Consider the following 22,667-nt stretch of genomic DNA (forward strand, 5'->3'; position numbering starts at 1 on the left):
AATCGGCATCGTGGCAGAAACGAGCGCGATGCGAGACCTCTTCGACCGTTGCGTCGGCCATCAGTTCCTGGAGGGGGTTCCGGCTGACAGCGTTCGCCCGGGCCCCGCGGGAGGGTCCGAGCGGCTTCCGGCGGACGGCCTCACCAACGGAACGTCCGCATCCGCATCTGTTGCCGCATACGGGCCGCGCGGGCCCGGCGCGGCTGAACCCGGTCGCGCAGCTGCTTCGCCTCGTGCAGCTCGCGGAGGAACTGAGCCCTCCGCCTCCGGCGTGCCGCGTCACTCTCCTGCGCGTCCGGCACGTTCTCCTGAGCTTCGGGCAGGTCGCGCGCGTCGCGTCCGGCCCGCCGCTGATCCCGCTGCTCCCCGTCGCGCAATCGACACACCACCCCAAGCCCGGGTCCGTATGCCCCCACCTTCCCCCCGAACAGGTGCTTGATGCCAGTGCGCACCGGCGGGAAGCCAGTCCGGGGCCCGGTTACTGTTGACGGCATGCGGATCCACGTCGTCGACCACCCGTTGGTGGCGCACAAACTCACCACGCTGCGCGACAAGCGCACCGACTCCCCGACCTTCCGGCGGCTCGCCGACGAACTGGTCACCCTCCTCGCCTACGAGGCCACCAGGGATGTGCGGACCGAGCAGGTCGACATCGAGACCCCGGTGACGCCCACGACCGGTGTGAAGCTGTCGTATCCGCGCCCGCTGGTCGTCCCGATCCTGCGCGCCGGTCTCGGCATGCTGGACGGCATGGTGCGGCTGCTCCCGACCGCCGAGGTCGGCTTCCTGGGCATGATCCGCAACGAGGAGACGCTCCAGGCGGAGACGTACGCGACGCGGATGCCCGAGGATCTCTCCGGCCGTCAGGTCTACGTCCTGGACCCGATGCTGGCCACGGGCGGCACGCTGGTCGCGGCCATCCGGGAGCTGATCAAGCGTGGCGCGGACGACGTCACCGCGGTCGTGCTCCTCGCGGCGCCCGAGGGCGTCGAGGTGATGGAGCGCGAGTTGGAGGGCACACCGGTCACGGTGGTCACGGCCTCGGTCGACGAGCGGCTCAACGAGAACGGCTACATCGTGCCCGGGCTCGGCGACGCCGGTGACCGGATGTACGGCACCGTCGACTGACCGGCCGGGCGGGCGGCCCGGCCGGAAGCCCCGGCGGGGCCGGGTCAGGCAGTCTCAGCAGCCGGACGGTGCCGGGGACGGCTTCGTCAGGGCCGTGAGCGCCGAGGCGGCGGCCGCGGGCGTGCTGAACGCCTTGAACTTCGTGCCGATGATCAGATCGACGTCCGCGGTCCTGCGGGCGTCGGTCTTCTGCGCGGCCCCCGGCAGCTGTGTGGCGAGCACCGGGAAGGAGCCGTTCATGGCCGTCGGGCCGCCGAGCAGCATCCCGGTGCCGGGCACCTTCTTGTCGTAGGCGGCGGGGGCGTTGTCCACCTTGCCGATGGCGAAGCCGCGCTTCTTGAGCTCGTCCGCCGCGGCCTTGGCCAGACCGCTGCGGGGTGTGGCGTTGTAGATGTTGACCTTGATGGCGCCCGGTTTCGGGAGCGCCTTCGCGGGCGCCGAGGCGCTCGGGGAGGGACAGGCCTTCGGGCGGTCCGCCGCGCTGGCCTGTTTGTCGCCGCCGGTGAAGACGTCGATGAGCTGGAGAGTGCCCCAACCGGCCAGGCCGAGGGCCACCACGGCGGCAGCCGCGGAGAGGGCCAGCTTGCGGCGATGACGGGGGCGGCGCATGCGGGGGTAGGTGTTACCCGTGATGCGGTACTTTCCGCCCATGCCGGGAGGGGTCAGCATGCTCATGGGCGCAGCGTAGTGCGACCTGGTGATGATGCCTACTAAACGATCAACCTATGGCACCCGTATGAGCATAAAAGCACCCGAAAGGCCCGAAATGCTCCACAGGTGGGAGTGGCGGGTTCAGCCCATTTCGAGCACGCGTGCGTGCAGCACCTGGCGTTGCTGCAGGGCGGCGCGCACGGCCCGGTGGAGCCCGTCCTCGAGGTAGAGGTCGCCCTGCCACTTCACGACATGGGCGAACAGGTCGCCGTAGAACGTGGAGTCCTCGGCGAGCAGGGTCTCGAGATCCAGCTGGCCCTTGGTGGTCACGAGCTGGTCCAGGCGGACCGGGCGCGGCGCGACATCCGCCCACTGTCGGGTGCTTTCCCGGCCGTGGTCGGGATATGGCCGCCCATTTCCGATGCGCTTGAAGATCACACGGAAAGCCTACCGGGCAAGGGCCTCCGGGCGCAGCCATGGAACAGGACCGGAATGCGGGTCGTAAGCGGATGAAACGGTGCAAAATTCCGCACGGTCCGTCATCCGGTCGGCGCATATCGGTGAGGACGCCCCGGTGGATGCGCGGTGGATACGCGGGGGCCGCCCGGTGGCGGCCCGGTGAAGCGCCGGTGCGCCGCACTCCGCGGGCGGGACGGCGTGGCCCGCCGCCCGCGGGGTGCGGTGCGCGCTACTCGGTGAGGCCGTGCGCGTGGCCCTCGCGCAGCCCGCGCCCGCTCCGGGGCTCGCCGCCGGCCGACGCGGCCGGTACCGGGCGCGTCAGGGAGCTCAGGTCGTACGCGTAGGTGCCCACCGCGTCGGCGATCACGTCGATGTTGGTGTCGAAGCGCTTCATGTCGACGTTGTCGAGGTCGTCGCAGGCCGCGTGGTAGCAGGGGTCGTACGCGACGCCGGCCTCCCCGCCGTAGGTCCTGGCCTCCGCGGCCGTCTTGATGCCCTCGGCGCCCGTGTCGGTGCCGCCGGACGGGATGCCGACCTCGATGAACGGGCCGTAGTCGGAGCGCCCGGTGAAGTCCGTGCCGGTGTGCGGCTCGCCCCTGCTGTCCAGGAACGCGTTGATGTCACGCTCCAGTTGGGCCGATCCCTCGGGACCCGGGCCCTCGCCCTCGCCGTCGGAGTCGTCGCCGTCGAAGACGAACTGCGCGCCGTTCGGGGAGGCGATCATGTCGAAGTTGAGGTAGAGCGCGATCTTCGCGCGCTGCGCCTCGGAGAGCTTCGCGACGTACGCCTCCGAGCCCAGCAGGCCGTTCTCCTCCGCCGACCACCAGGCGAAGCGCACCTTGTTGGCAGGGGTCCGGTGGGACTTGGCGAGTTCCAGGGCGACTTCGAGGAGTCCTGCCGATCCCGAGGCGTTGTCGTTGATGCCGGGGCCGTCGGTGACCGAGTCGAGGTGCGCGCCGAGCATGACCGTCCTCGCCGCGTTGCCGCCGCGCGTCTCGGCCACGACGTTGCGGGTGGTGCGCTCCTCCTGCAGTTCGCGGATCTCGAGGGAGACCTTCACCTCGCCCTTCGCCAGGTCCGCGACGAGCTTCTCACCCTCGGCCCGCGTGAGTCCGCCGGTGGGGATCTTCCCCGACGCGACGTCGCCGAGCGTGCCGGAGAGGACGCCTTCGGTGTTGTTGTAGATGACCGCGCCGGCCGCGCCGGCTTCCGCGGCGGCCGCCTGCTTGTCCGCGAAGGAGCAGCCGCCCCGCTCGATCAGGGCGATCCTGCCGGTGAAGGTCCCCGCGGCGTAGTCCGCGGCCTCGCAGCCGGTGGTGTCGTCGGTCGGCACGGCCGTGAGAGCCGCCGTGATGCCGCCCTCGCCGGTGGAGGGCGTGTACGTCATCGCCCGGATCGAGATGTCCCGGGGGGTGGGGGAGACCACGGCGAGCTTCTCGGCGAGGGTCTCCGTGTAGATGAAGTCGAACGACTGGTACGAGACCCGGTAGCCGGCCTTGCGGAGCAGCCGGTGGACGTAGGCGGCGGAGGCGTCGTGGCCGGGCGATCCGGCCGCGCGATGCCCGTCCGCCGCGTCGGCTATGGCCTGGAATCGCTGCAGGTGCCGGTAGGCGTCCTTGGCGCTGGAGTTCCTGACCAGCTGCCGTGAGAGCTTGGCGGCGTCCCTGGCCGGGTCCTTCGACGCGTGTCCGTGGTCGGGGGACGCGGCGAGGAGGAGCGGTGCGGCCAAGGCGGTGGCGGCCACGACTGCCATGGCTCTGCGACGTTGTGCGTGCACAGGAGTCCTTCCGGTGTGAACGGATGTGCGGGCAAGCTAGCGAGCCGGCCGGCGTCTGGGAACAGGTGTGGCCGTTCCTGACCGGATGCGTGGCCGGTTCCCGACGTACGGACCGCCGGTTCCCGACGTACGGACCGCCGGTGCCGCTCCCCGTCGGGCCGGCCGGGCGTGCCCGGTCATCCGGAGCCGCCCGCCGCCTTGGCCGCGGCTTTCGCCTGTTGCTTGTGGGCCCGCACCTCGGCGAGAGATTCGGGCCCGGTGATGTCGGCCGCCGACCGGTGCGAGCCCTTTTCGCCGTACGCCCCGGCGGCTTCGCGCCAGCCCGTCGGACGTACGCCGAGCTGCTTGCCCAGCAGGGCCAGGAAGATCTGTGCCTTCTGGGTGCCGAAGCCGGGCAGGGCGTTGAGCCGCTTCAGCAGCTCGGCCCCGGTGGCCGCGTCCGCCCAGACCGCTTCCGCCCGCCCGTCGTACTCCGCCACCAGGAACTGGCAGAGCTGCTGCACCCGCTTGGCCATGGAGCCCGGATACCGGTGCAGGGCGGGTTTCTCCGTGAACAGCCCGGTGAAGGCCTCCGGGTCGTACGCGGCGATCGCGCGGGCGTCCAGATCGTCCGACCCCATGCGCCGAGCCAGCGTGAGCGGTCCCGTGAACGCCCACTCCATCGGTACCTGCTGGTCCAGCAGCATGCCGACGAGGGCGGCCAGCGGACTGGAGCCCAGCAGCGCGTCCGCGTCGGGCTCCTGGGCGATCCGCAGGGTGTGCGCCTTGCCGTTGTCGCTCTTGGTCATGTATTCGATGATCGCGAGAGCGGCCGGGATCGGCGACTCGGTGGGATCCGGCCCGGAGCTCCGTACCGGGGAGCGTCAGCCGGCGCCGGGGAGGCGTTCTCGACACCACGCGGGACTTCTTCCGGAGTCACTCCGCCGCGCAGGTCCGGGAACGGCCCCCGTAGAGTTCGGCTGCGTCGTCCCGCCAACCCCGAGGTACCGGCTGTGTCCCCCGCATCACCCCCGCCCGCCGTCCCGGCGGCCGCCTCCGCCGTGAGCGTCGTGGGCATCGGCGCCGACGGCTGGGCCGGTCTGCCGGAGACCTCGCGCTCGGTGCTCCTGGACGCCGAGGTCCTGATCGGCGGTGAGCGCCAGCTGCGGCTGCTCCCGCCGGACTGTACCGGCCGGCGCGTGTCCTGGCCCTCCCCCCTGCGTCCCGCGGTGCGCGGTCTGCTCGCGGCGCACGAGGGGAGCAGGACCGCCGTCCTGGCCAGCGGCGATCCCCTGTTCTACGGCATCGGCCGGGCCCTCACCGAGGAGCTGGGCTCCGGGGCGCTGCACGTCCTGCCGCACCCCTCCTCGGTGTCGTACGCCTGCGCCCGGCTCGGCTGGCCGGTGGAGGACGCCGAGGTTGTCACCCTCGTCGGGCGCCCCACGGCCCGGCTGGCCGCCGCGCTCCACGAGGGGCGCCGGCTGCTGGTGCTCTCCGCCGACGCCGCCACGCCCGCGGCCGTGGCCGCCCTGCTGCGCGGACGCGGCTTCGGGCCGAGCCGGATGCGGGTGCTCGAACAGCTCGGCTCCCCGGCCGAGGAGTGCGTGGACGGCGTCGCCGACACGTGGGAGCACCCGCCCGGGGACCCGCTCAACCTGATCGCGGTGGAGTGCCGGAGCGCCCCGGGAACCCTGCGGCTCGGCGCCGTACCCGGGCTCCCCGACGAGGCGTACGACCACGACGGGCAGCTCACCAAGCGCCATGTCCGGGCGGCCACCCTCGGGGTCCTCGCGCCCGCGCCCGGCGAGCTCCTGTGGGACGTCGGCGGCGGCTCCGGATCGATCGCCGCGGAGTGGATGCGGACCCATCCGTCCTGCCGTGCCGTGACCGTGGAACGCGATCAGGAACGGGCGGGGCGCATCGCCCGTAACGCGGACCGGCTCGGCGTCCCCGGGCTGGGCGTGGTCACCGGCCGGGCACCGGAGGTACTGGCCGGACTGCCCGTGCCGGACGCGGTGTTCATCGGCGGCGGGCTGACCGCACCGGGACTGCTCGACGCCTGCTGGGACGCGCTGGGCCCCGGTGGCCGGCTGGTCGCCAACACGGTGACGCTGGAGTCGGAGGCGCTCCTCGCCCAGTGGCACCGGCGCCTCGGCGGTGACCTGGTCCGCCTCGCGGTGGCGCACGCCGTGCCCGTCGGCGGATTCACGGGCTGGCGTCAGGCGATGCCCGTCACCCAGTGGTCCGTACAGAAGCCCTCGCTCGCTCCCGAATCCCCGCACGCTTCCGTATCCCCGCACGTCCCAGGAGACGACAGATGACCGTGTACTTCATCGGCGCGGGCCCCGGTGCCGCCGACCTGATCACGGTGCGCGGTGCCCGCGTCCTCGCCGCCAGCCCGGTCTGCCTGTACGCGGGCAGCCTGGTACCGCGCGAACTGCTCGCCGAATGCCCCCCGGACGCACGGCTCGTGGACACGGCCCTGCTCGACATCGACCAGATCACCGCCGAGTTGGTGCGCGCCCACACCGAGGGTCATGACGTGGCCCGGCTGCACTCCGGGGACCCGTCGGTCTTCAGCGCCGTGAACGAGCAGATGCGGCGCCTCGACGAGGCGGACGTGCCCTACGAGGTGGTGCCCGGGGTGCCCGCCTTCGCCGCGGCCGCGGCGGCGCTCAAGCGGGAGCTGACGGTGCCCACGGTCGGCCAGACCGTGATCCTCACCCGGATCGCCCAGCGGGCCACGGCCATGCCCGAGGGCGAGGACCTCGCCACCCTGGGCCGCAGCGGCGCGCTGATCGTGCTGCACCTCGCGGCGCGGTACGTGGACCGTGTGGTCGACGAACTGCTGCCGCACTACGGGGCGGACTGCCCGGCCGCCGTGGTCGCCATGGCCTCGCGCCCGGACGAGATCGTCCTGCGTGGCTCGCTGGACTCCATCGCCGGGCAGGTGAAGGAGGCGGGCGTGATCCGGACCGCGGTGATCATGGTGGGCCGGACGCTGGGGGCGGAGCAGTTCCGCGACAGCCACCTCTACTCCCCGGCGCGGGACCGCCACACCTGCTGAGTGGCGGGCGGGGCGGTCCGGTCGCTCAGCGCACCTCGCTGCGCCCCACCACCGCCCCCGCCCGGTCGATGCAGATCACATCCACCGTCACCGGCGCTCCCCGCAGCACCGACAGCGCCTCGTCACGGGCCGCCACCGCCACCAGGTCGCCCAGCGGCACCCCGGCCGCCATGCACAACTGCAGTGCCGCGAGGCCGGTGTTGGCGACCTCGATCTCCGCCGCCAGCGCCTCGCTCGCGCCGCCCTGCCGGGCCAGCCGTGCCAGGAACGGCTTGTCGACCTGGGAACGGCCCGAGTGCAGGTCCAGGTGGCCGGCGGCGAGCTTGGACAGCTTGGCGAAGCCCCCGCAGATCGTCAGCCGCTCCACCGGATGCCGGCGCACGTACTTCAGCACGGCGCCCGCGAAGTCACCCATGTCCAGCAGGGCGATCTCCGGCAGGTCGTACGCCGCCAGCACCGTCTTCTCCGAGGTCGATCCCGTGCACCCCGCGACGTGCCGGAGCCCGGCCGCGCGCGCCACGTCCACCCCGCGGCGGATCGAGTCGATCCAGGCCGAGCAGGAGTACGGCACCACGACGCCCGTCGTGCCCAGGATGGAGATCCCGCCCAGGATGCCCAGCCGGATGTTCCACGTGAAACGTGCGATCTCCTCACCGTCGTCCACCGAGACCGTGATCTCGACATCGCCGGTGCCGCCGTGCTCCGCCGCCACCGCCGCGACGTGGTCCTGCATCATCCGACGCGGGACCGGGTTGATCGCGGGTTCCCCGACATCGAGCGGCAGCCCCGGAAGCGTCACCGTGCCCACCCCGGGTCCGGCCCGGAACACCACGCCGGACCCGGGGGGCAGGAGCCGTACGGTCGACCGCACCAGCGCGCCGTGCGTGACGTCCGGGTCGTCGCCCGCGTCCTTGACCACACCGGCGGTGGCCCGTCCGTCGGCGAGCTCCTCCACCGCGAGCGCGAAGGCGGGAGTCTGCCCCCGGGGCAGCGTGATGGTCACCGGGTCGGGGAACTCACCGGTCAGCAGGGCCGTGTACGCCGCCGCGGTCGCCGCCGTCGCGCAGGCACCGGTCGTCCACCCCGGCCGCAGACCGGTGTGCTTGAGTTGGGCGGCGCGCCCGCCCTGCGCCTCACTGCTCATGGATGGACCGATCCGATGACCTTGCACGTACTCGTCCTCGGCGGCACGACGGAGGCCCGCCGACTCGCGGAGGCCCTGGTGGCCGCGGACGGGATCAGGGTCACCAGCTCACTCGCCGGCCGTGTCGCCAGGCCGACGCTGCCACCCGGCGAGGTGCGCGTCGGAGGCTTCGGCGGAGTCGGAGGCATGACCGACTGGATCCGCGCGCACCGTGTGGATGCGGTCATCGACGCCACCCATCCCTTCGCAGGAACGATCAGTTTTCACGCGGCTTCGGCCGCCGCCGCTGTCCATGTTCCCCTGCTCGCTCTCAGACGGCCCGGCTGGGTGCCCGTCGAGGGCGACCGCTGGCACGTCACCGACTCCCTCGACGGCGCGGCGGAACTGCTGCCGGAACTGGGTTCGCGCGTCTTCCTCACCACTGGACGCATGGGCCTCGCGGCGTTCGCCGCGCTGGACCGGCTGTGGTTCTTGATGCGCTCGGTGGATGCCCCCGAGGCCCCGCATCCGGCGCGGATGGAGGTCCTGCTGGACCGGGGGCCGTTCTCCCTGGAGGGCGAGCGGGAGCTGATCCGGTGTCATCGGATCGACGTGCTCGTCACGAAGGACAGCGGCGGTGACGCGACGGCGCCCAAGCTCACCGCCGCCCGCGAGGCCGGCATCCCGGTGGTGGTGGTCGGACGGCCGCCGGTCCCCGACGGCGTGCCGGTGGCCGGGACCCCGGAGGAGGCCCTCGCCCTGCTGCGGGGGCTGCCGGATCTGCGCCCCTGACGACAGGGGCGCCCCCGTCAGGCCTCCGGGTAGCGGCGCGGTGTCCAGACGATCTGCCGCCCGTCGCCCCGGTGCACCCACCGCGTCTGCGAGGAGCCGACGATGAGGATCGTCCGCATGTCCACCTCCATCGGGTCCAGATCGGCCAGCCGCACCGTCCGTACGCTCTCCGTCGGGCCCCCGACATCGCGGCCGAGCACCACGGGCGTGTCCGGCGAGCGGTGCTCCAGGAGCAGGTCACGGGCCTTGCCGACCTGCCAGGTCCGGCTGCGGGAACCGGGGTTGTACAGCGCCATCACCAGGTCGGCCGTGGCCGCCGCGCGCAGCCGCTCGGCGATGACCTCCCACGGCTTGAGCCGGTCGGAGAGGGAGAGGGTGGCGTAGTCGTGGCCGAGCGGCGCCCCGGCCCGGGCGGCGGCGGCGTTGGCCGCGGTCACCCCGGGAAGCACCCGCACCGGGATCTCCGTGTACGCGTCCTGGGAGGCCACTTCCAGCACGGCCGTCGCCATCGCGAAGACCCCGGGGTCGCCCCCGGAGACCACGGCCACCCGGCGTCCCCTGCGGGCGAGGTCGAGGGCGAATTCGGCGCGCTCCGACTCGACCTTGTTGTCGGAGCCGTGGCGCTGCTGACCGGGCCGGACCGGCACCCTGTCCAGATACGTCGTGTAGCCGACCACGTCGTCGGCGGCGGCCAGCGCCCCACGGGTCTCGGGCGTCAGCCACAGCGGGCCGGCCGGTCCGGTGCCCACCACGACGACCTCGCCAGGGCCCGTGCCCGCAGCGGGTGAGGGCCGGGGCGCGTCGATCCGGCTGGGCAGCACGGCGACCGCGAAGTAGGGGACCGAGTCCGGGTCGGTGTCCGCCAGTTCGCCGGTCCGCTCCCCGGCCATGGTGGCGCGCTCGACGTAACGGGCCTCGGGCAGCCGCCCGGACGCCTCGAACGCCCGGCGTACGGCTGGGAACGTCCGCCCCAGCTTCATCACCACGGCCGAGTCGGTGGCCGCCAGACGCGCCGTCAGCTCCTCCTCCGGCAGGGTGCCCGGCAGGATCGTCAGCACCTCCTCGGCCTCCACGAGGGGGGTGCCGAGACGGGCGGCGGCGGCGCTGACCGAGGTGACACCGGGGATGACCTCGGTCGCGTAACGGTCCGCGAGCCGCTTGTGCATGTGCTGGTAGGAGCCGTAGAAGAGCGGGTCGCCCTCGGCGAGCACCGCGACGGTGCGCCCGGCGTCGAGGTGTACCGCGAGGCGGGCGGCGGCCTCGGCGTAGAACTCGTCCAACGCGCCCCGGTAGCCCCCCGGGTGGTCCGTGGTCTCCGTCGTGACGGGGTAGACCAGGGCCTCCTCGATGTGGTCCGGGCGGATGTACCGCTCCGCGATCGAGCGGGCGATGGAGCGGCCGTGCCGGGCGGAGTGGTAGGCGACGACGTCGGCCTCGCCGATGATCTCCACGGCCCGCACGGTCATCAGCGCCGGGTCGCCGGGGCCGAGCCCGACCCCGTACAGCCGGCCCGTGCCGGTGGTGCCGTCGGTCCCCTGCTGCTCGGGCATGGTCACTCCTCCTCGCTGGCGATCGCGTTGAGGGCGGCGGCGGCGATGGCACTGCCCCCGCGCCTTCCCCGTACGACGAGGTGCTCCAGCCCGGACGGGTGCGCGGCCAGGGCTTCCTTGGACTCGGCGGCCCCGATGAAGCCGACGGGCACACCGATGACCGCGGCGGGCCGGGGGGCGCCCTCCTCGATCATCTCCAGCAGCCGGAAGAGCGCGGTGGGCGCGTTGCCGACGGCGACGACGGCCCCCTCCATCCGGTCCCGCCACAGCTCCAGGGCGGCGGCGCTGCGGGTGGTGCCGAGCTCCGCGGCCAGTCCGGGGACGGAGGGGTCGGACAGGGTGCAGATGACCTCGTTGTCGGCGGGCAGCCGCTTGCGGGTGACCCCGCTGGCGACCATCGCCACGTCGCACAGGATCGGCGCGCCTGAGCGCAGGGCGGCGCGGGCGTCGGCCACCGCGTTCGGGGAGAAGACGAGGTCGCGTACGAGGTCGACCATGCCGCAGGCGTGGATCATGCGGACGGCCACCTGGCTCACATCGGCGGGCAGCCCTGCCAGATCCGCCTCCGCGCGGATGGTGGCGAAGGACTGGCGGTAGATCGCCGGTCCGTCCTTCTCGTACTGGTGCACAGTGCTGTCGCTTTCTTCATCGGACAGGTCGAATGAGTTGAACAGAGGTGATACGTGCTGGTCAGGGGTGCGAGCCCCGGGCCGTCGCCACAGCGGCCGCGAGCGCCGCCGGGTCGTCCCGGGCCGTCACCGCCCCGGTCGTCCGGTCCCCCCGCACATGGGAGATCCGGTGTCCGTCGGAGGTGGCGACCACGTCGATCCACTCCCCGCGCGGGTGGCCGCACCGGCGTTCGCACCCGGACCAGTACACAGGGAGCCGGCCGACCGGTCCGAGGGCGGCCCCCGCCTCGGCCCGCACGTCTGCCAGCGACTTCGCGCAGCCGGGACGCCCGATGCAGGCCCCCACCCCGGCCCACGGGGAGCCGGGCCCGGTGATCAGCCCGGCCGTGGAGAGCTCGCCGAGAAGGCCGTCCGCGCGCTCGGGCGCGATCCCGGTGACCACGGCACCGCGCCACGGGGTGAGCCGCAGTCCGCCGGCGCCCGACAGCAGCCGCCACTGATCCGGGCCCAGCCGTCCCAGCGGTACGCCGACGGAGAGCGCGGCCTCGCGGTGGGGTCCGGGGACGGGGCCGTGTGCCGGCGGGAGCCCTTCGAGGGGGCGAGGGCGCCGGTCCGGGGAGACGGAGAGGCCGGCCTCCCGCAGCCGGTGCGCGACCTCTGCGGGGAGGGCCTCCGCCGCCGCGCCCGGCAGGTCCTTCACACGCCAGGCGCCGGTGTCCTGTGCCGCGTCCAGGAAGGCTCCGGCGGCGATCGACGCGGCCCGGGGGCCGTCGGAGGCGGGCACCCGCAGGACGGCGTCACCGCTTCCGACGCGCAGCAGGGCGCTGCCGTCATCGTGGCCGAGGAGAGCGAGGTCGGCGCCGAGGGCGTCCACGTCGCCGCGGCCGTCGTCGAGCGCGAAGAGAAAACGTCCGGAGAGCGCCGTCGTACGGTCGCTTCCGCAGAGGAGCCGGTCCAGTTCGGCCAGCCATGGTCCGACGTCGGCGGACCCGAGGCCGTCGAGCCCGGAGAGCGGGGACGCGACCACGTTGCGTACCCGTTCATGACGTGCGGACGGCAGCAGTCCGGCCCGGTCCAGCAGCGCGGCCAGCTCGGCGCCGCACTCCGGAGCGAGCCCGCGCAACTGCACGTTTCCACGGGAGGTGAGATGCAACTCACCGTCGCCGAAGCGCCCGGCGGCCCGCCCGAGGACCACGGCCTGATGGGGGGTCAGCACCCCGCCGGGTATCCGGACCCGCGCCAGCGCACCGTCGTCCGCCCGGTGCAGGCGCAGCGCGCCGGGGCAGGCGTCACCGCTGCTCCGGGCACACGCGTCGCCCGGGGACCGGGGAGGAAGGGGGGAGGCCGACATGGCGGCGAGCATACCGACCGTGACCGTGGCCCACCCCTACGGTCACTGTGACCTACGGGACATCCGCTCCGGCTTCCGGCCAGGGGCGGGGGCCGTCTGGTCAGGACCCCCTACCCCCCGCCTACTATGCCTGGTGGCGGTCCGTTCGGTCTGCCATCGCCAGACGGCGACACGGAGGAAGCCCGGTGAGATTCCGGCGCGGTCCCGCCACTGTGAGCCCGGTCCACGACCGGGCGAGTCAGGAACTCCTGCCGTCCGACACCGCCCGGGGCGTGGACACCCCGAGGAAGGGCTGACGCCGCATGATCCTGCTCCTGTCGACGTCCGACACCGACCTGCTCAGCGCCCGCGCCTCCGGCGGCCCGGTCGGCTTCCGCTACGCGAATCCGTCCCGGCTCTCCGTGGAGGACCTGCCGCAGCTCCTGGAGGGCACGGACCTCGTCGTCGTACGCCTCCTCGGCGGTGTCCGCGCCTGGCAGGAGGGGCTGGACCAGGTGCTGGCCACCGGTCGCCCGGTCGTCGTCCTCACCGGTGAACAGGCCCCCGACGCCCAGCTGATGGCCGCCTCCACCGTTCCCATCGGCATCGCGGCCGAGGCGCACGCCTACCTCGCGCACGGGGGTCCCGCCAACCTGGAGCAGCTGGCCCGCTTCCTCTCCGACACCGTGCTGCTCACCGGCCACGGCTTCGAGCCGCCCGCGCCCGCCCCCGCCTGGGGCCCGCTGGAGCGGACCGCCCGTGAGGTCACCGGCCCCACGGTCGCGGTGCTCTACTACCGCGCCCACCACATGAGCGGGAACACCGCGTTCGTCGAGGCGCTCTGCACGGCCGTGGAGGACGCCGGCGCACGCCCCCTCCCGCTGTACGTCGCCTCGCTCCGCACACCCGAGCCCGAACTCATCGACGAACTCCGCGCCGCCGACGCCATCGTGACCACGGTCCTCGCCGCGGGCGGCACCAAGCCCGCCACCGCGTCGGCGGGCGGCGACGACGAGTCCTGGGACGCGGGCGCCCTCACCGGCCTCGACGTCCCCGTCCTCCAGGCGCTCTGCCTCACCAGCCCCCGCGCCGCCTGGGAGGAGAACGACGAGGGCGTCTCCCCGCTGGACGCGGCCACCCAGATCGCTGTTCCCGAGTTCGACGGCCGCCTGATCACCGTGCCGTTCTCCTTCAAGGAGATCGACGAGGACGGCCTGCCCGCCTACGTCGCCGACCCCGAGCGCGCCGCCCGGGTCGCCGGGATCGCCGTACGCCATGCCCGGCTCCGCCACATCCCGGCCGCCGAGAAGAAGATCGCGCTGGTCCTGTCGGCGTACCCGACCAAGCACTCCCGCATCGGCAACGCGGTCGGCCTCGACACCCCCGCCAGCGCCGTCGCCCTGCTGCGCAGGCTCCGGGCGGAGGGCTACGACTTCGGCCCCGAGGAGGAGATCCCGGGCCTGGTCTCCGGCGACGGCGACGAGCTGATCTACGCGCTCATCGAGGCCGGCGGCCACGACCAGGAGTGGCTCACCGAGGAGCAGCTGGCCCGCAATCCGGTCCGCGTCCCCGCCGCCGACTACCGCCGCTGGTTCGCCACGCTCCCCGCCGAACTCACCGCGGCCGTCGAGGAGCACTGGGGCCCGGCGCCCGGCGAGATGTTCGTCGACCGGTCCCGCAACCCGGAGGGCGACATCGTGCTCGCCGCCCTGCGCCGCGGCAACCTGCTGATCCTCATCCAGCCGCCGCGCGGCTTCGGCGAGAACCCGATCGCGATCTACCACGACCCCGATCTGCCGCCCTCGCACCACTACCTGGCCGCCTACCGCTGGATCGCCGCGTCCGCCGAGGACAACGGCTTCGGTGCCGACGCGATGATCCACCTCGGCAAGCACGGCAACCTGGAGTGGCTGCCCGGCAAGAACGCCGGCCTCTCCGCCGCCTGCGGCCCCGACGCCGCGCTGGGCGACCTGCCGCTGGTCTACCCCTTCCTGGTCAACGACCCGGGCGAGGGCACCCAGGCCAAGCGCCGGGTGCACGCGACCCTGGTCGACCACCTCGTGCCGCCGATGGCCCGCGCCGACAGCTACGGCGACATCGCGCGGCTGGAGCAACTCCTCGACGAGCACGCCCAGATCGCCGCGATGGACCCGGCCAAGCTGCCGGCCGTCCGCGCCCAGATCTGGACCCTCATCCAGGCCGCGAAGCTCGACCACGACCTGGGCCTGGAGGACCGGCCGGAGGACGAGGGCTTCGACGAATTCATCATGCATCTCGACGGCTGGCTCTGTGAGATCAAGGACGTCCAGATCCGCGACGGCCTGCACGTCCTCGGCAGCGCCCCTGCCGGGAACGACCGCGTCAACCTGGTCCTGGCCGTCCTGCGCGCCCGGCAGATCTGGGGCGGCACGTCCTCGCTGCCCGGCCTGCGCGAGGCGCTCGGCCTGGACGAGTCGGCGGCCACCCGCACCGCAGCCGACGCGACCGAGGAGCAGGCCCGCGCCCTCGTCCAGGCGATGGACGACGCGGACTGGGACCCGGCCGCCGTCGCCGGTGTGGCGGCGGGGCTCCCGGAGGCCGTCGCCGACATCCTCGACTTCGCGGCCCGCGAGGTCGTGCCCCGGCTCGCCGCGACGACCGACGAGCTCGACCACGCGGTCCACGCGCTGAACGGCGGCTTCGTCCCCGCCGGCCCTTCCGGCTCCCCGCTCCGCGGCCTCGTCAACGTCCTGCCGACCGGCCGGAACTTCTACTCGGTCGACCCGAAGGCCGTCCCCTCCCGCCTCGCCTGGGAGACCGGCCAGGCACTCGCGGACTCGCTCCTGGAGCGCTACCGCGCCGACAACGGTGAGTGGCCCACCTCCGTCGGCCTCTCCCTGTGGGGCACCAGCGCGATGCGCACCGCCGGCGACGACATCGCCGAGGCCTTCGCCCTGCTCGGCGTGCGCCCCGTCTGGGACGACGCCTCCCGCCGGGTCACCGGCCTGGAGCCGATCCCGTACGAGGAGCTCGGGCGGCCCCGTGTCGACGTCACGCTCCGCATCTCCGGCTTCTTCCGCGACGCCTTCCCGCACACCATCGGGCTGCTCGACGACGCCGTACGCCTCGCGGCCTCCCTCGACGAGCCCGCCGAGCGGAACTTCGTCCGTGCCCACACCCAGGCCGACCTGGCCGAACACGGCGACGAGCGGCGGGCCACCACCCGCATCTTCGGCTCCCGGCCGGGGACGTACGGCGCCGGGCTGCTCCAGCTCATCGACTCCCGCGACTGGCGCACCGACGCCGACCTCGCCGAGGTGTACACGGTGTGGGGCGGCTACGCCTACGGCCGTGAGCTGGACGGACGCCCGGCCCGGGACGAGATGGAGACCGCGTACAAGCGGATCGCGGTGGCGGCGAAGAACACCGACACCCGCGAGCACGACATCGCGGACTCGGACGACTACTTCCAGTACCACGGCGGCATGGTCGCGGCCGTACGCGCGCTGAAGGGCACCGCTCCCGAGGCGTACATCGGCGACTCGACCCGCCCCGAGACGGTCCGCACCCGCACTCTGGTCGAGGAGACGTCCCGGGTCTTCCGCGCGCGCGTGGTCAACCCGAAGTGGATCGAGGCGATGCGCCGCCACGGCTACAAGGGCGCCTTCGAGCTCGCCGCGACGGTCGACTACCTCTTCGGGTACGACGCCACGACGGGTGTGGTCGCGGACTGGATGTACGACAAGCTGACCGAGACGTACGTCCTGGACCCGGCGAACCGTGAATTCCTCCAGCAGGCCAACCCGTGGGCGCTCCACGGCATCGCGGAGCGCCTCCTGGAAGCCGAGTCCCGGGGGATGTGGGCCAAGCCCGACCCGGCGGTCCTCGAAGCGCTGCGCCAGGTGTTCCTGGAGACCGAGGGTGACCTGGAGGGCGAGGACTGAGACGCGCACCGGCCGGGGGAGCTCCCCTGGCCGGTGCGCGTCCGCTCCGCCTTGCTGCCCCCGGGAAGCGGGTCCAAGCTTGAAGTATGGGTGACCTAGCGGGCCACGCGCCTCTCCCCTCTGTGCAGCACGCGTTCCGCTTGATGGAAGCCGTGGCGGCACACGCGGGCGGTGCGCCCGCGCACGAACTGGCGCGGCAGACCGGTCTGCCGCCGGAAACGGCCCAGGAAGTGCTGCGGGCGCTCACGCAGGACGGCTACCTCCGCAGGAACGAGGACGGCGGCTTCGTCCTGGGCGACAAGCTGCACGACGGGCACTCCGCGCAGGATCTGGTGAGCCGCTTCCGTCCCGCCCTCGCCTCGCTGCGCAACGATGTGTCGGCCGCCGCCTACCTCACCTTCTACGAGGAGGGTGAGATCCGGATCGCCGAGATCGTCGACAGCCCGAAGACGCCCAGGGTCGACCTCTGGGTGGGCTTCCAGGACGCCGGGCACGCCACCGCACTCGGCAAGTGCGTGCTGCGTGAACTGGACGAGGACGCACGCGGTGAGTACCTCTCGCGGCACACCCTCGCCGATCTCACGCCCCGCACGATCACGCACCGGGAGGACCTGATCCGGCAGCTCGAGGCGTCGGTGTCGGCCCCGGTGGTCATGGACCGGGAGGAGTACGACCTCGGCACGGTGTGCATCGCGGTGCCGGTGCGCAGCGGTGACAGGCTCGGCTCGCTCGGCGTCTCCTTCCGGGCCGACCGGATGTACCGCACCAGTCAGGTCCGCGAGAGCCTGCTGTCGTCGGCGGCCCGTGTGACCAGGGACATCGCCCTCGGCGGCTGAGGGGTGCCGGCGGCCCCGAGACCCCTGCGCGCCCGTCTTGGGGCCTGCGCACGGAGCCCCTCAGGCGCCGTGGCCGCCGGCCGTGACCTTCCTGAGCTCGGACAGCACTTCCCTCATCACGAGCGACATCGCGCGGTCCACCGCCTCGACGCCGCACGGCTGTTCCGGCTCGCGGTCGAGAAGGCCCCCGCCGGGCCGGTGCTCCACGGTGCCGCGGAGGAGGGCATCGCGATCCGCGACATCGCCGAGGTCATCGGCCGTCACCCCGACGTCCCCGTCACCTCCGTGGACCCGGCGGCCGCGGAGGCGCACTTCGGCTGGGCGGCCGGGTTCATCGCCCTGGACTCCGCCGCCTCGCACACCCGCACCGCCGAGCTGCTGGACTGGCGCCCGGAGCGGCACGGCCTCGTGGAGGACCTGGAGGAGGGACACTACTTCGCCGCCCCCGCAGTCACCGGCTGACGTACGGCCCCGCAGGGCCCGTGCCCCGGGGGCCCCGCCGGGCACGGCCGGACCGGTCAGGAATCGAGAAGCGCCGGGCGCCGGGCCGCCCTACGGTCGTTCCATGGCTTCCCTCACATGCGTCACCCTCGAGGTGGCAGACCCCACCGCCGCCGCACACTTCTACACCGAGGCGTTCGGCCTCGGCGACGAACTGCGCGTACGCGCCTCCGAGGCGCCGACGACCGGCTTCCGCGGCTTCACGCTGTCGCTCACGGTCTCCCAGCCGTCCACGGTGAACAGCCTCGTCGACTCCGCCCTCGCCGCCGGTGCCACAGCGGTGAAGCCGGCCTCGAAGTCGCTCTGGGGCTACGGCGCCGTCGTGCAGGCACCGGACGGGACCCTCTGGAAGATCGCCAGCTCGGCGAAGAAGGACAAGGGCCCCGCCACCCGGGAGATCGACCGCTTCGTCCTCCTGCTGGGCGTGGAGGACGTCCTCGAGACCAAGCGGTTCTACGTGGACCGGGGCCTTGCGGTCGGCAAGAGCTTCGGCCGCAAGTACGTCGAGTTCGACACCCCCTCCAGCCCCGTCACCCTGGCGCTCTACGGACGCCGCGCCCTGGCCAAGGACGCCGGGGTCGCCCCCGACGGCACCGGTTCGCACAGGATCGCCCTCGGCAGCGATCTCGGGCCCTTCACCGACCCGGACGGTTTCGCGTGGGAGAAGGCATCGGCCTGACGCGCACCCCGCGCGGCCCCGCGGCACGGAGCACCGAAAGCGCTGCGGCGCCCCGTGCCGCGTGGCACGATCGCTCACGTGACGAACCGAGCAGCCGAGGCGCAGCACCTGCGCGACCTGGCACGACTGCGCCGCGTCCGTGATCGCATGGACCGGGAGTACACACAGCCCCTGGACGTGGAGGCCCTCGCCCGGGGGGTGAACATGTCGGCCGGGCACCTCAGCCGGCAGTTCCGGCTCGCCTACGGGGAATCACCGTACGGCTATCTCATGACGCGCCGGATCGAGCGGGCGATGGCGCTGCTGCGCCGCGGCGATCTCAGCGTCACCGACGTCTGCTTCGCGGTCGGCTGCTCGTCGCTCGGCACCTTCAGCACGCGCTTCACCGAACTGGTCGGGATGCCCCCCAGCACCTACCGGCGCAAGGCGGCCGGCGGGGAGGGCGGGGTGCCGGCCTGCGTGGTGAAACAGGTGACCAGACCGGTCAGGAATCGAGAAGCACGCGGCCCCGGGCAGCCGTAGCGTGAACGGCATGGACATCACCATTCACACCAGCGTCCTTCCGCAGGACGACCCGGAGGCGGCCCTCGTCTTCTACCGCGACACGCTCGGATTCGAGGTCCGCAGCGATGTCGGATCCGGCGCGATGCGCTGGATCACGGTCGGCCCGGCGGGGCAGCCGGGCACCTCCATCCTGCTCGCCCCGCCGGCCGCCGACCCCGGCATCACCGAGAACGAACGCCGCACCGTCGCCGAGATGATGGCCAAGGGGACCTACGGCTGGATCCTGCTGGCGACCCAGGACCTCGACGCCACCTTCGAGAAGGTGCAGGCCGGCGACACCGAGGTCATCCAGGAACCGACGCTGCAGCCGTACGGCGTGCGTGACTGCGCCTTCCGCGACCCCGCGGGCAACCAGATCCGCATCCAGGAAGTGCGCTGAGCCCTCCCGCCCGTACGGCCGGGAGGCCCGCTTCCACGGCCGTACGGGCGGGCGGCGTCAGCCGGTGGACGCCTCGGGGGCGGTCGCCGTGGAGCGCTCGATCAGGCCGTTGACCGTCATGTCCCCGTGCGAATCCATGGGCGTGGAGTACTCCCCGACGGCCCAGAAGCCGCCGGAGCCATCCGCCGGGGCCAGGTCGTAGAAGGAGTAGGAAGGCCACCGGGTGTCGCCGTCGAGTGCCGGAACCCCCGCCTCCTTCGTCCAGGTGGTCCCGTCGAAGTGCCAGAAGACCGGATCCGCGTGGGCGGGTTCGGCCTGGTCGTTGCCGGTCACCCACAGGCCGCCGGCGCCGTCGGGGGCGATGGCGTGGATGTAGAAGGTGGCGAGCGACCCGGTGATGTCCTCCCAGGCGGAGCCGTCCCAGCGGGCGACGTCCGGCACGGGTGCGGTCTCGTCCGGGTCGTCGGCCCATCCGGCGACGTAGACGCTGTCGGACGAGGCGGCGACCTCGGCGGTGTCCGTGCCCGTGCGCACGGGGGGCTGGTCCATCAGCGTCCAGGTGGTGCCGTCCCAGTGGTACGTCACCGGGTGGCCGCCCTTGACCGGGTACTTCATCCCGGTGGCGTAGGCGTCGTCCGCCGAGATCGCGTCGATGTCCCGGATGTCGACGAGGGCGGGCAGCGCGAAGGTCTGCCAGGTGCCGCCCGCATAGGTGTAGAGCGCGTTGCCGCCCTTGAAGAGCCGCCCGGGGACGGCGTCGATCGGCACCTCGGGCCAGGAGTCGTCGGCGGGCCCGGCCGCGGTCACGCTGTTCCAGCGCTCACCGTCGTAGTGCACGAGCGCCTGGTCCCTGCCCACCGAGCCGTAGGCCCAGACGTCGTCCGCGGAGACTGCGCTCACCGCCGACCACTGCCAGACGTCGGGCAGTCCCGGGGCGGTGTCCTCGGCCCACTGCCCGCCGTCCCAGCGCATGATGACGCCGTGGCCGTCCTCGCGGCCGACCGCCCATGCGAGGTCGTCGTCGACGGAGGACACGGACATCAGGGAACCGGCGGCGCTGTTCCCCGAGAGGGAGACCTCCCAGCCGGTCACCCCGGCCGCACCCGCTCCACCGGCGGTGAGCAGCGTGGAGGCGAGGGCGAGCGGGACGGCAGCCGCGCGGATGATGTGCCGAGCAAGCATCAGTGAGCGTTCCTTCGTGGTGAGTCGAAGCCTTCCCGGGGCCGCGTCGAGGACGACGGCCGACCGGCCACGGGAGCAGACCCCTGGCACGCGCTGATGGTTGTACGCGTCCCGCCGCGCGGAACTCTCCGGGTGCCGGGTGGCACGCCGACGGTCCGGTGCACATCGCGGTTGATCACAGGGACATGACAGATCTTCACGGAAAACTCAATTTCCTTCACGTTTTCCGCACTTGCTGTCATGCTGCTGCGGCTGACACCACACATCGCAGATGGAGAGCACCCGGCATGTCCGATACCCAGCCCAGCACCGCTCCCGGTTCGTACGCCCCCGGCCAGGCAGGCGAGGTCGTCGCGGCCGGCGCTCCGGCCTCCACCCCGGCCGCCCCCCAGCTGCCCGGTCTGGCCATGAAGCGCCGGGGGCCCGTCGCCGTGTGGCTCGGCCTGACGATCGTCACCTTCGGGATCTACCAGCTGGTCTGGTACTTCAAGATCCACAAGGAGCTGGGGGAGTTCGACCGCCGCCAGAACCTGAACCCGGGCGGCAGCCTGATGGTCCTGCTCTTCCTGGGGTGGACCCTGATAGCCCCGCTGATCTCCTTCCGGAACACGGGAAGGGCGATCGCCGCCGCCCAGCGCGCGGCCGGCCTCCCCGTGACCTGCAGCCCCGCCACGAGCATGTGGCTCATGTTCGTCTTCGGCCTCAACGTCTGGTACATGCAGCGCCAGCTCAACCTGGTCGTGGACGCCTACCCGGGCGCCGCGCCGGGCACCCCGGTGACGCTCGCGGCCTGAGCTGCCGCGCAAGGGGGGCGCCGGCGGTGCGGGCGGAAATGGTCCGTGCCGCCGGATCGTGGGCCCGGTGAGTCCGCGGGCGGCACCGCTCAGTTGCCGACGGGCACCTGGGCGGCGGGGAGGTCCAGCAGGGCGGTGTCTCGCCGCCCTGCTGCTCTGCGCCGGGCCGGGGGGTGGAGGAGCCGTCCGCGCCGATGACGGCCGTGACGTCAACTCGCCTGGGGGATAACCCATGTGCAGCCTGCGGGCCCGCGGTCCGGATCCGTCAGGGGGCTACGTTCATGCGACGGCCACGACGGCTGCGGTTGCCGTGAACGTCCCGACGGCGTAGAAGGCCCACGACCGCCTGTTGCGCATGCCCGCCAGTGCGGTCACCGCCACCAGGGCGTCCAGGGCCAGTTTCACCCACATCTTCGCGTCGACCACCGGCAGGTCGAGGGACGTGAGAGTCCATATGAGTCCCGCACCGGTGACCAGTTGGACGACCGCGCTGGTGACCATGTAGCCGCCGGTCACCGGGTCCTCCCCCCTCAACTGGTAGAAGACGGAGAGCAGGCGCGCGGCGCTCGGGCTGCGGTGGGCGGACCTCGATACCGGCAGCGGTGTCCTGCGCGTCAGGAAGAACCGGCTGAGGCCGAAGTACCTGCACGGCTGCGGCGGTGACTGCGGCACTTAGCCGGGGTTCTGCAAGAAGCGGGTCAGGAAGAACGAGGACACGGCCAGCACGAAGTCGCGCGCCGGCCGACGCGTCATCGGTGTCCCCGACGAACTGGTGAGGCTGCTGGAGCTGCACCGCAGAGAGCAGGCACGCGAGCGGGCGATCGCAGGGGAGGACTGGCGAGAGTCCGGGTTCGTCTTCACCTCTCCCGTGGGCGAGCCGCTGGTGCCGAGCACGGACTACGGCACCTGGAAGCGGCTGCTGGCCGATGCGAAGGTTCGGGACGGGCGCCTGCACGATGCCCGGCACACCTCGGCGACGGTTCTGCTCATCCTCGGTGTCCCCGAACGGGTCGTGATGCAGATCATGGGCTGGTCGTCCACGGCGATGGCGGCCCGGTACCAGCACGTGACGGGCGGCATCCTCGCCGACGTCGCGCAGCGGGTCGGAGGACTCATCTGGGAAGTGGCCAAGGAGCCCGACGAGAGCGGCGCGGAGGGCTCCGCAGGGTCTCGATGAGACTGCAGATGAGACTACGGGCCTAGAGGAACGCCGAAGGGCCCCACCGCAAGCGGTGGGGCCCTTCGACGTATTGCCCGGTGAGAGCAATGGCGGAGGATACGAGATTCGAACTCGTGAGGGGTTGCCCCCAACACGCTTTCCAAG

The 22,667-nt window shown here is 72.7% G+C and carries 23 protein-coding genes and 1 riboswitch; of the genes, 12 read left to right on the forward strand and 11 right to left on the reverse strand.

The window, feature by feature from the left end; translation table 11 throughout:
• Nucleotides 1-140 precede the first annotated feature (140 nt).
• Nucleotides 141-377 (reverse strand): hypothetical protein, encoded by a 237-nt coding sequence (locus B9S57_RS35585; RefSeq protein ID WP_329230963.1) that lies wholly within the window; start codon nucleotides 375-377, stop codon nucleotides 141-143.
• A gap of 115 nt (nucleotides 378-492) precedes the next feature.
• Here B9S57_RS35585 and upp point away from each other — a divergent pair, with 115 nt between their 5' ends.
• Nucleotides 493-1,128: a uracil phosphoribosyltransferase gene (gene upp / locus B9S57_RS19435; RefSeq protein WP_103516833.1), complete on the forward strand. Its 636-nt coding sequence runs from the start codon at nucleotides 493-495 to the stop codon at nucleotides 1,126-1,128.
• A gap of 54 nt (nucleotides 1,129-1,182) precedes the next feature.
• On the opposite strand, the gene B9S57_RS19440 is transcribed toward upp, so the two are convergent.
• The 4 genes from B9S57_RS19440 to B9S57_RS19455 all read right to left on the reverse strand — a co-directional run bounded on the left by B9S57_RS19440 (nucleotide 1,183) and on the right by B9S57_RS19455 (nucleotide 4,803).
• The gene (locus B9S57_RS19440) at nucleotides 1,183-1,779 is read right to left on the reverse strand and encodes a LytR C-terminal domain-containing protein (protein ID WP_103516850.1); all 597 of its coding nucleotides are present in this window, start codon (nucleotides 1,777-1,779) and stop codon (nucleotides 1,183-1,185) included.
• Between the two features lie 141 nt (nucleotides 1,780-1,920).
• Entirely contained in the window at nucleotides 1,921-2,217 is a 297-nt protein-coding gene (locus tag B9S57_RS19445) for a type II toxin-antitoxin system VapB family antitoxin (protein WP_014155093.1), read from the reverse strand.
• A gap of 250 nt (nucleotides 2,218-2,467) precedes the next feature.
• The gene (locus B9S57_RS19450; protein WP_181011407.1) at nucleotides 2,468-3,991 is read right to left on the reverse strand and encodes a M28 family metallopeptidase; all 1,524 of its coding nucleotides are present in this window, start codon (nucleotides 3,989-3,991) and stop codon (nucleotides 2,468-2,470) included.
• A gap of 200 nt (nucleotides 3,992-4,191) precedes the next feature.
• Nucleotides 4,192-4,803 (reverse strand): HhH-GPD-type base excision DNA repair protein, encoded by a 612-nt coding sequence (locus B9S57_RS19455; protein ID WP_103516835.1) that lies wholly within the window; start codon nucleotides 4,801-4,803, stop codon nucleotides 4,192-4,194.
• Nucleotides 4,804-5,007: 204 nt separating this feature from the next.
• Between B9S57_RS19455 and cbiE the strand changes: the two genes are divergently transcribed.
• Both cbiE and cobM read left to right on the forward strand, forming a co-directional pair.
• Nucleotides 5,008-6,315, forward strand: a complete 1,308-nt coding sequence (cbiE, locus tag B9S57_RS19460) for a precorrin-6y C5,15-methyltransferase (decarboxylating) subunit CbiE (RefSeq protein ID WP_103516836.1) — start codon at nucleotides 5,008-5,010, stop codon at nucleotides 6,313-6,315.
• Nucleotides 6,312-7,061 carry a precorrin-4 C(11)-methyltransferase gene (cobM, locus tag B9S57_RS19465; RefSeq protein WP_103516837.1) on the forward strand — a complete coding sequence of 250 codons (750 nt, stop codon included), beginning with the start codon at nucleotides 6,312-6,314 and terminating at the stop codon, nucleotides 7,059-7,061. The genes cbiE and cobM overlap by 4 nt, the downstream gene beginning before the upstream one ends.
• Nucleotides 7,062-7,086: 25 nt before the next feature.
• On the opposite strand, the gene B9S57_RS19470 is transcribed toward cobM, so the two are convergent.
• Nucleotides 7,087-8,205, reverse strand: coding sequence for a cobalt-precorrin-5B (C(1))-methyltransferase (locus B9S57_RS19470; protein ID WP_103516838.1), 1,119 nt, complete (start codon nucleotides 8,203-8,205; stop codon nucleotides 7,087-7,089).
• Nucleotides 8,206-8,220: 15 nt separating this feature from the next.
• Here B9S57_RS19470 and B9S57_RS19475 point away from each other — a divergent pair, with 15 nt between their 5' ends.
• Nucleotides 8,221-8,976 carry a cobalt-precorrin-6A reductase gene (locus B9S57_RS19475; RefSeq protein WP_103516839.1) on the forward strand — a complete coding sequence of 252 codons (756 nt, stop codon included), beginning with the start codon at nucleotides 8,221-8,223 and terminating at the stop codon, nucleotides 8,974-8,976.
• Between the two features lie 17 nt (nucleotides 8,977-8,993).
• Here the strand turns inward: B9S57_RS19475 and B9S57_RS19480 are convergent, their stop codons facing one another.
• From B9S57_RS19480 to B9S57_RS19490, 3 genes are all read right to left on the reverse strand, one after another.
• Entirely contained in the window at nucleotides 8,994-10,526 is a 1,533-nt protein-coding gene (locus B9S57_RS19480; protein ID WP_103516840.1) for a precorrin-2 C(20)-methyltransferase, read from the reverse strand.
• A gap of 2 nt (nucleotides 10,527-10,528) precedes the next feature.
• A complete protein-coding gene (locus tag B9S57_RS19485) occupies nucleotides 10,529-11,155 on the reverse strand; it encodes a precorrin-8X methylmutase (RefSeq protein ID WP_103516841.1) in 627 nt (208 codons plus the stop codon).
• A gap of 61 nt (nucleotides 11,156-11,216) precedes the next feature.
• The gene (locus tag B9S57_RS19490; protein ID WP_103516842.1) at nucleotides 11,217-12,518 is read right to left on the reverse strand and encodes a nitrite/sulfite reductase; all 1,302 of its coding nucleotides are present in this window, start codon (nucleotides 12,516-12,518) and stop codon (nucleotides 11,217-11,219) included.
• Between the two features lie 108 nt (nucleotides 12,519-12,626).
• Nucleotides 12,627-12,777, forward strand: a riboswitch (cobalamin riboswitch).
• Between the two features lie 31 nt (nucleotides 12,778-12,808).
• On the opposite strand from B9S57_RS19490, the gene cobN reads away from it, so the two are divergent.
• From cobN to B9S57_RS19520, 6 genes are all read left to right on the forward strand, one after another.
• Nucleotides 12,809-16,408, forward strand: coding sequence for a cobaltochelatase subunit CobN (gene cobN / locus B9S57_RS19495; RefSeq protein ID WP_103516843.1), 3,600 nt, complete (start codon nucleotides 12,809-12,811; stop codon nucleotides 16,406-16,408).
• A gap of 86 nt (nucleotides 16,409-16,494) precedes the next feature.
• The gene (locus B9S57_RS19500; protein ID WP_103516844.1) at nucleotides 16,495-17,244 is read left to right on the forward strand and encodes an IclR family transcriptional regulator; all 750 of its coding nucleotides are present in this window, start codon (nucleotides 16,495-16,497) and stop codon (nucleotides 17,242-17,244) included.
• A 69-nt stretch (nucleotides 17,245-17,313) separates the two neighbouring features.
• Nucleotides 17,314-17,706: a hypothetical protein gene (locus B9S57_RS19505; RefSeq protein WP_374935963.1), complete on the forward strand. Its 393-nt coding sequence runs from the start codon at nucleotides 17,314-17,316 to the stop codon at nucleotides 17,704-17,706.
• A gap of 103 nt (nucleotides 17,707-17,809) precedes the next feature.
• Nucleotides 17,810-18,424 (forward strand): glyoxalase, encoded by a 615-nt coding sequence (locus B9S57_RS19510; RefSeq protein ID WP_103516845.1) that lies wholly within the window; start codon nucleotides 17,810-17,812, stop codon nucleotides 18,422-18,424.
• Between the two features lie 78 nt (nucleotides 18,425-18,502).
• Nucleotides 18,503-18,946, forward strand: coding sequence for a helix-turn-helix transcriptional regulator (locus tag B9S57_RS19515; protein ID WP_103516851.1), 444 nt, complete (start codon nucleotides 18,503-18,505; stop codon nucleotides 18,944-18,946).
• Between the two features lie 10 nt (nucleotides 18,947-18,956).
• Nucleotides 18,957-19,367, forward strand: a complete 411-nt coding sequence (locus B9S57_RS19520; protein ID WP_103516852.1) for a VOC family protein — start codon at nucleotides 18,957-18,959, stop codon at nucleotides 19,365-19,367.
• A gap of 57 nt (nucleotides 19,368-19,424) precedes the next feature.
• Here B9S57_RS19520 and B9S57_RS19525 read toward each other — a convergent pair whose 3' ends face one another.
• A complete protein-coding gene (locus B9S57_RS19525; RefSeq protein WP_103516846.1) occupies nucleotides 19,425-20,549 on the reverse strand; it encodes a hypothetical protein in 1,125 nt (374 codons plus the stop codon).
• A gap of 287 nt (nucleotides 20,550-20,836) precedes the next feature.
• Between B9S57_RS19525 and B9S57_RS19530 the strand changes: the two genes are divergently transcribed.
• Entirely contained in the window at nucleotides 20,837-21,343 is a 507-nt protein-coding gene (locus tag B9S57_RS19530) for a DUF4234 domain-containing protein (protein WP_103516847.1), read from the forward strand.
• 279 nt (nucleotides 21,344-21,622) lie between these two features.
• On the opposite strand, the gene B9S57_RS19535 is transcribed toward B9S57_RS19530, so the two are convergent.
• Nucleotides 21,623-22,015, reverse strand: a complete 393-nt coding sequence (locus tag B9S57_RS19535; protein WP_258036459.1) for a hypothetical protein — start codon at nucleotides 22,013-22,015, stop codon at nucleotides 21,623-21,625.
• A gap of 100 nt (nucleotides 22,016-22,115) precedes the next feature.
• On the opposite strand from B9S57_RS19535, the gene B9S57_RS19540 reads away from it, so the two are divergent.
• On the forward strand, nucleotides 22,116-22,520 hold the full coding sequence (locus B9S57_RS19540; RefSeq protein ID WP_258036460.1) for a site-specific integrase: 405 nt from the start codon (nucleotides 22,116-22,118) through the stop codon (nucleotides 22,518-22,520).
• Nucleotides 22,521-22,667: the final 147 nt, after the last annotated feature.

It is taken from the genome of Streptomyces sp. SM10 (assembly GCF_002910915.1).
Classification (GTDB): domain Bacteria; phylum Actinomycetota; class Actinomycetes; order Streptomycetales; family Streptomycetaceae; genus Streptomyces.

Excerpts from the sequence above, each read along its gene's own strand:
- B9S57_RS19440 (WP_103516850.1), bottom strand. The coding sequence starts at position 1,779 with ATGGGCGGAAAGTACCGCATCACGGGTAACACCTACCCCCGCATGCGC.
- cobN (WP_103516843.1), top strand. The coding sequence starts at position 12,809 with ATGATCCTGCTCCTGTCGACGTCCGACACCGACCTGCTCAGCGCCCGC.
- B9S57_RS19480 (WP_103516840.1), bottom strand. The coding sequence starts at position 10,526 with ATGCCCGAGCAGCAGGGGACCGACGGCACCACCGGCACGGGCCGGCTG.
- B9S57_RS19490 (WP_103516842.1), bottom strand. The coding sequence starts at position 12,518 with ATGCTCGCCGCCATGTCGGCCTCCCCCCTTCCTCCCCGGTCCCCGGGC.
- B9S57_RS19455 (WP_103516835.1), bottom strand. The coding sequence starts at position 4,803 with ATGACCAAGAGCGACAACGGCAAGGCGCACACCCTGCGGATCGCCCAG.
- B9S57_RS19475 (WP_103516839.1), top strand. The coding sequence starts at position 8,221 with ATGACCTTGCACGTACTCGTCCTCGGCGGCACGACGGAGGCCCGCCGA.
- B9S57_RS19500 (WP_103516844.1), top strand. The coding sequence starts at position 16,495 with ATGGGTGACCTAGCGGGCCACGCGCCTCTCCCCTCTGTGCAGCACGCG.
- cobM (WP_103516837.1), top strand. The coding sequence starts at position 6,312 with ATGACCGTGTACTTCATCGGCGCGGGCCCCGGTGCCGCCGACCTGATC.
- B9S57_RS19525 (WP_103516846.1), bottom strand. The coding sequence starts at position 20,549 with ATGCTTGCTCGGCACATCATCCGCGCGGCTGCCGTCCCGCTCGCCCTC.
- B9S57_RS19470 (WP_103516838.1), bottom strand. The coding sequence starts at position 8,205 with ATGAGCAGTGAGGCGCAGGGCGGGCGCGCCGCCCAACTCAAGCACACC.
- upp (WP_103516833.1), top strand. The coding sequence starts at position 493 with ATGCGGATCCACGTCGTCGACCACCCGTTGGTGGCGCACAAACTCACC.
- B9S57_RS19510 (WP_103516845.1), top strand. The coding sequence starts at position 17,810 with ATGGCTTCCCTCACATGCGTCACCCTCGAGGTGGCAGACCCCACCGCC.
- B9S57_RS19530 (WP_103516847.1), top strand. The coding sequence starts at position 20,837 with ATGTCCGATACCCAGCCCAGCACCGCTCCCGGTTCGTACGCCCCCGGC.
- B9S57_RS19450 (WP_181011407.1), bottom strand. The coding sequence starts at position 3,991 with ATGGCAGTCGTGGCCGCCACCGCCTTGGCCGCACCGCTCCTCCTCGCC.
- B9S57_RS19520 (WP_103516852.1), top strand. The coding sequence starts at position 18,957 with ATGGACATCACCATTCACACCAGCGTCCTTCCGCAGGACGACCCGGAG.